Annotated in this window: 4 protein-coding genes; all 4 read right to left on the bottom strand. The window is 69.3% G+C overall.

The genetic code is table 11. From position 1 onward, the window contains the following. Positions 1-50 precede the first annotated feature (50 nt). Positions 51-1,745, bottom strand: a complete 1,695-nt coding sequence (locus G5C60_RS49115; RefSeq protein ID WP_165270549.1) for a proline--tRNA ligase — start codon at positions 1,743-1,745, stop codon at positions 51-53. A gap of 104 nt (positions 1,746-1,849) precedes the next feature. Beyond that, complete coding sequence (locus tag G5C60_RS49120) at positions 1,850-2,419, bottom strand: GNAT family N-acetyltransferase (RefSeq protein WP_165270551.1); 570 nt, start codon at positions 2,417-2,419, stop codon at positions 1,850-1,852. 144 nt (positions 2,420-2,563) lie between these two features. Further along, positions 2,564-3,412, bottom strand: coding sequence for a GNAT family N-acetyltransferase (locus G5C60_RS49125; RefSeq protein ID WP_165270553.1), 849 nt, complete (start codon positions 3,410-3,412; stop codon positions 2,564-2,566). Positions 3,413-3,521: 109 nt separating this feature from the next. After that, positions 3,522-5,303, bottom strand: coding sequence for an alpha-L-fucosidase (locus tag G5C60_RS49130; protein ID WP_241267628.1), 1,782 nt, complete (start codon positions 5,301-5,303; stop codon positions 3,522-3,524). Positions 5,304-5,499 lie beyond the last annotated feature (196 nt).

Here is a 5,499-nt window from a genome sequence, read left to right on the forward strand (position 1 = left end):
GGAACGGGTAGGGGCGGCGGGGGCGAAAAACCCACCCGGTGGAGGCGCCGTTACGCCGTCAGGCGGGCGATGGCCTCCTCGAGCGGCAGCTCCTCGCGCTCGCCCGTGCGGCGGTCCTTGAGCTCGAGGACGCCCTCGGCCGAGCGGCGGCCGGCGACCAGGATCTTGGGGACGCCGATCAGCTCGGCGTCCGTGAACTTCACGCCGGGCGAGACCCCGGCCCGGTCGTCCACCAGGACGCGTACGCCCGCCGCGCCCAGCTTCTGAGAGACGTCGAGCGCCAGCTCGGTCTGGAGGGCCTTGCCGGCGGCGACGACGTGCACGTCGGCCGGGGCCACCTCGCGGGACCAGCACAGACCCTGCTCGTCCGCCGACTGCTCGGCGAGGGCGGCCACCGCGCGGGAGACGCCGATGCCGTACGAGCCCATGGTCACGCGGACCGGCTTGCCGTTCTGGCCGAGGACGTCGAGCTGGAAGGTGTCCGCGTACTTGCGCCCCAGCTGGAAGATGTGGCCGATCTCGATGGCGCGGTCCATCTTGAGGCCGGTGCCGCAGGCGGGGCACGGGTCGCCCGCCTCGACGACGACCACGTCGAGGTAGTCGTCCACCTCGAAGTCCCGGCCGCAGACCACGTTGCGCGCGTGCTTGTCCGGCTTGTTCGCGCCCGTGATCCAGGCCGTGCCCGGCGCCACGCGCGGGTCGGCGATGTAGCGGACCTTGTCCAGGCCCTGCGGGCCCACGTAACCGCGTACGAGATCCTCACGGCCCACGAAGTCCTCGGCCGTCACCAGCTCCACGACGGCGGGCGCGAGGTGTTCGCCCAGCTTGCCGAGGTCGACCTCCCGGTCGCCGGGGACGCCGACGGCGACGATCTCGCCGTCCACCTTGACCAGGAGGTTCTTGAGGGTGGCGGAGGCCGGCACACCGAGGTGCTCGGCGAGGGTCTCGATGGTCGGGGTGTCGGGGGTGTCCAGCTCCTCGACCGGGCCGTGCTCGACGCCCTCGACCGGCGTCAGCGCGAAGGTGACCGCCTCCGTGTTCGCCGCGTAGTCGCAGGCCGGGCAGTCCACGAAGGTGTCCTCACCGGCCGCGGCGGGCGCCAGGAACTCCTCCGAGGCCGAGCCGCCCATCGCGCCGGAGACGGCGGAGACGATGCGGTAATCCAGACCCAGGCGCGCGAAGATCTTCTGGTACGCCTCGCGGTGCAGCGCGTACGACTCGGCGAGCCCCTCGTCCGTGGTGTCGAAGGAGTACGAGTCCTTCATCTGGAACTCGCGGCCGCGCAGCACGCCGGAGCGGGGGCGGGCCTCGTCCCGGTACTTGGTCTGGATCTGGTAGAGGATCACCGGCAGGTCCTTGTAGGACGAGCACTGGTCCTTGACGATCTGGGTGAAGATCTCCTCGTGCGTCGGGCCCAGCAGATAGTCGGCGCCCTTGCGGTCCTTGACGCGGAAGAGGAGGTCGCCGTACTCCTCCCAGCGGCCCGACGCCTCGTACGGCTCGCGCGGCAGCAGAGCGGGCAGCAGGACCTCCTGGCCGCCGATGGCGTCCATCTCCTCGCGCACCACGCGCGAGACGTTCTCGAGGACCTTCTTGCCCAGCGGCAGCCACGTCCAGATACCGGCCGACGTGCGGCGCACGTAGCCGGCGCGGACGAGCAGCTTGTGGCTGAGCGTCTCGGCGTCCGCCGGGTCGTCGCGCAGTGTCTTGACCATCAACCGGGACATGCGCTGGACCTGGGCCATGATTCTTAACTCCTGCGGGGTAAGGGTGATGGCTAGGAGGTTAGCCGGGCGTGCCATCCGGGTGGAAATCGGTCGGCGCTTCAGGCGGTCGGCACCCCGGGCACTCAGCGCCTGCGGAGGGGCAAGGGGGCGCCCATCACCGCGTACGGCTTCGGGGCGCTGGGGAACAGGACGTTGCGGGCCAGGTCCTGGTAGCCGAGGGAGTGGTACAGGCCGCGGGCCGGGCTGTCCGTGTCGATGGCCGAGAGGATCGAGCGGGGCTCGGTGGCCCCTTCCGTGATGGTGGTGATCAGGGCGCGGCCGATGCCGCGGTTCTGGTAGTGCGGGTGCACGTGCAGCTCGGTGATCACGAAAGAGTCGTCGAGCCAGGATTCGTGGCCCTGGGCGCGCAGATAGGGCTCGACGACGGTGGACCACCAGTGCGCGCGGTCGTTGGGCATGCCGTAGACGAACCCGACGAGCCGGCCGTCGGGTGTGGTGGCGCCGAGTGCGCGGGCGCCGGGGTAGGTGAGATGCCGCAGCACGATCTGCCGCCGTACGGCGATCTCGTCCGAGCCGAGCCCGAAGGCCACGGCCTGCACGGCGAGCGCCTCGTCGATCCGTGCGGCCAGATCCAGCGGGCCGATGACGACGTCGTCGGGCGTACGGGGGCCCTGGCCGGGGATGCGAAGCATGTCGGGGAGACTACCTGTGCGCTGCCCTGGGTTGCGCTGGGGACTGCGGGTTGTCTTGTTGGGTGCGGGTCGTTTGTGGCTGGTCGCGCAGTTCCCCGCGCCCCTAAAGGGGCGCTCAGCCCCCCGAACTTAAAGGGGCGAACCTCAGAACAGCACGCTCATGAATGCGCCGATCTCCTGGAAGCCCACCCTCTGGTACGTGCGGCGGGCCGCCGTGTTGAAGTCGTTGACGTACAGGCTGGCGACTGGTGCGACGTCCGCGAGGGCGTAGCGGAGGACGGCCGCCATGCCGGGTGCCGCGAGGCCCTGGCCTCGGTACTCGGGGGCGACCCAGACGCCCTGGATCTGGCAGGCCTGTGGGGTCGCGGCGCCGATCTCCGCCTTGAAGATCACCCGGCCGTCCGGGCCGAGGCGGGCGAACGAGCGCCCGGAGCCGACGAGTTCGGCGACCCGGGCCTGATAGAGGAGCCCGCCGTCACCGGCGAGCGGCGAGACGCCGACCTCCTCGGTGAACATCGCCACGCACGCGGGCATGATCGTCTCCATCTCGTCCTTGCGGATGCGGCGGACGTACGGATCCGGGGCGATGTCGGAGGGCACCCGGTCGGTGACCATCAGGGGCTGTTGGGGGCGGACCTCGCGGGCGGGGCCCCAGTTCGGTTCGAGCAGGTGCCACAGCTGGGCGGTGGCCTCGGCGGGGCCGACTATGGAGGAGCAGCGGCGGCCCGCGCGACGGGCCCGGTCCGCGAAGGCGCGTACGGCGCGGGGAGTCGCGCAGATCGGGACCAGGTTGGCGCCCGCGTAACAGAGGGACGTCAGCATGCCGTCCTCGTACCAGCCCCACATCTCGCCGCCGAGCCGCCACGGGTCGAGGCCCGCGACATGCACCCGGGATGTCACGAAGGCGTTCACTACCGGCTCGCGGTCGAGGACGGCGAGCGCGGCGTCCAGGTCACTCGGTTCGAGGACCCTGGTGGTGGTCTGCGTCAACACGTGCGGGGGCCTCACCCTGGGATCTGCTGATTCCCCGCACTGTACCTGGCGAAAATGGGCGACGCCGCCCGATGGCGGGGGCCTCCGGGCGGCGCTGGTGACATCGGGGTCAGCCGTGGCCCCGGGGGTGGCCGTGACCCACCTGGATCTCGTCGATCCGGAGTTGCTGATAGAACCGCGGCACGGTCGCCGCCGCCCAGGTCGTGGCCACATCCAGCCTGAGGTAGCGGGTGCGTACGTCACCGAGGTCGATGAACCGGACGCCCCGGGCGCTCTCCAGCACCCCGGCCTTCACCTCGCGCCAGGTCGACCCGTCATCGCTCACGGACACCGTGTAGTCCTTGATCCGCGCGGAGTCCTCCGCCCTGCCGAAGGTCTCCCTGTTGTACGTGGGCGACCACTCGCTCTGGTTGATGCCGAGGTACGTGGCCTTGCGGGCCTTGCCGAGGTCGAGGGTGTAACTCGCGGGAAGTACGCCCTTGTTGTCCGTGTACGAGGTGAAGTCCCCATCGGTGAGGGCGGGTTCACTCGCCTTGACCGCGCCGGCCGGGTACACGCCCTGCCGCGCGGGGGCGGTCTCCACCTTGAACACCGTGTCGTACGCGTCCCAGTCGGCGATCGAGTCGATGGTGAGCGTGCCGTCGCGCTGGTCGAACGGCAGGCGCTTGCCGGTACGCAGATCGGTGATCCGCTTCACCTTGTAGCCGTTGTCGCGGATGCGGACCTCGTCGCTGGTGGTGGGCTTGGTGGTGACGTGTACGTACTGCTTGGTGGTGGGGTTGGCCCGGCTGACGGTGATGTAGCCGTATGCGCCGTCGTTCCAGGCGCCGGGCTGCATGCCGCCGTACATGTAGCCGCCGCCGTCGACTCCGTGCAGGGACTCCCAGACGGGCGGCAGATAGTCCTTCATGAAGTCGGTGAACTTCTGCTGCTGGGGCGGGAATCTGCCGTTGACCATCGCGGTGAGGTTCATGAGGGACTTGATGGACGTGCCGGCGTTGGCGGCGTAACGCCCGACGTTGAGGCCGGTGGAGACGGGGCGGTCCTGGCCGTCGTACCACCACGCGCCCGTGTCCGGGACCTTGTAGCAGGACTCGGTGAGGCGGGGCATCGGGGTCCAGATCGCCGAGGGCTGGTCGTACGGCGGGGTCATCCCGGTCTTCTGTTCGTGGGACACCATGTCCATGGCCGGGGTGTCCTCGTTGTTGTTGCTCAGCGTCATGTCCGGGCGCCGTTGCCGGATCTGTTCGTAGAGCTGGTTCTGCTCCCAGTACTCGTTGTCGTTGTCGATCCAGAACCCGGAGAGTTTCGGGTAGTTGGCCATGACCTCGAAGAAGTTCTCGTAGCTGAACTCGCCGAAGCCGGGGCGGGTGGTGAGGTCGACGTCGCGGCCCTTGTAGGCGGAGTACGCGGCCGAGTCGAGGGTCTCGATGCCCTGCTCGTTGTGCCACTTGGGGTCGTCGGTCATGTAGAGGATGACCTTGAGGCCCTTGGCGTTCGCGGCCTTGATCAGTTCCCCGAGGATGTCGCGTTCCGTCGAGCAGGAGCCGGGGATCTTGGACGGCCAGGGGCGGGCGTAGCCGAGCCGTGAGTGGAAGGTGGCGAGCACGATGTAACTCGCCTTGAGCTTGCGGGCCTCGTCGACCCAGTAGTCAGGCGTCCAGCCGCCGTCGGTGACCGCCTTCTCCCACTCCGCGCAGTCGTAGTGCTTGGGGGCGGTGAACATGCCCCAGTGGAGGAAGAGTCCGGCGGTGGCGTTGCGGAGGGTGTTCTGACGGGGTGGCGTCTCCCTTTCCGTCTCCGCGGCTGCGACAGGGCTGGACGTGAGAACCAGTCCCGCTAACAGGGAGAGTACGGCGGCCCACAAGGCGAGTGCTCTACGGTGTCTCATACGGTCACCCATCCGACGAATTCCCGTTGGGGGCACCACGGTTGACCCGCTCACCCCCTGGACTCGCACAAGATCCCGCCATACATCGGAGCTGTCAAGGGATCTCGCCTACGCTTCCCGTCCCCTGGGGCTCCGCCCCCGGACCCCCGTTGTCGGCCTGGCGGCCTCGTCCTCAAACGCCGGACGGGCTGAATTC

Origin of the sequence: Streptomyces scabichelini (genome assembly GCF_011045015.1) — a bacterium.
Lineage (GTDB): Bacteria > Actinomycetota > Actinomycetes > Streptomycetales > Streptomycetaceae > Streptomyces > Streptomyces scabichelini.

What these genes read in the sequence shown, in the direction of transcription:
- G5C60_RS49115 (WP_165270549.1), bottom strand. Translation starts at nt 1,745, where the DNA reads ATGGCCCAGGTCCAGCGCATGTCCCGGTTGATGGTCAAGACACTGCGC.
- G5C60_RS49120 (WP_165270551.1), bottom strand. Translation starts at nt 2,419, where the DNA reads ATGCTTCGCATCCCCGGCCAGGGCCCCCGTACGCCCGACGACGTCGTC.
- G5C60_RS49130 (WP_241267628.1), bottom strand. Translation starts at nt 5,303, where the DNA reads ATGAGACACCGTAGAGCACTCGCCTTGTGGGCCGCCGTACTCTCCCTG.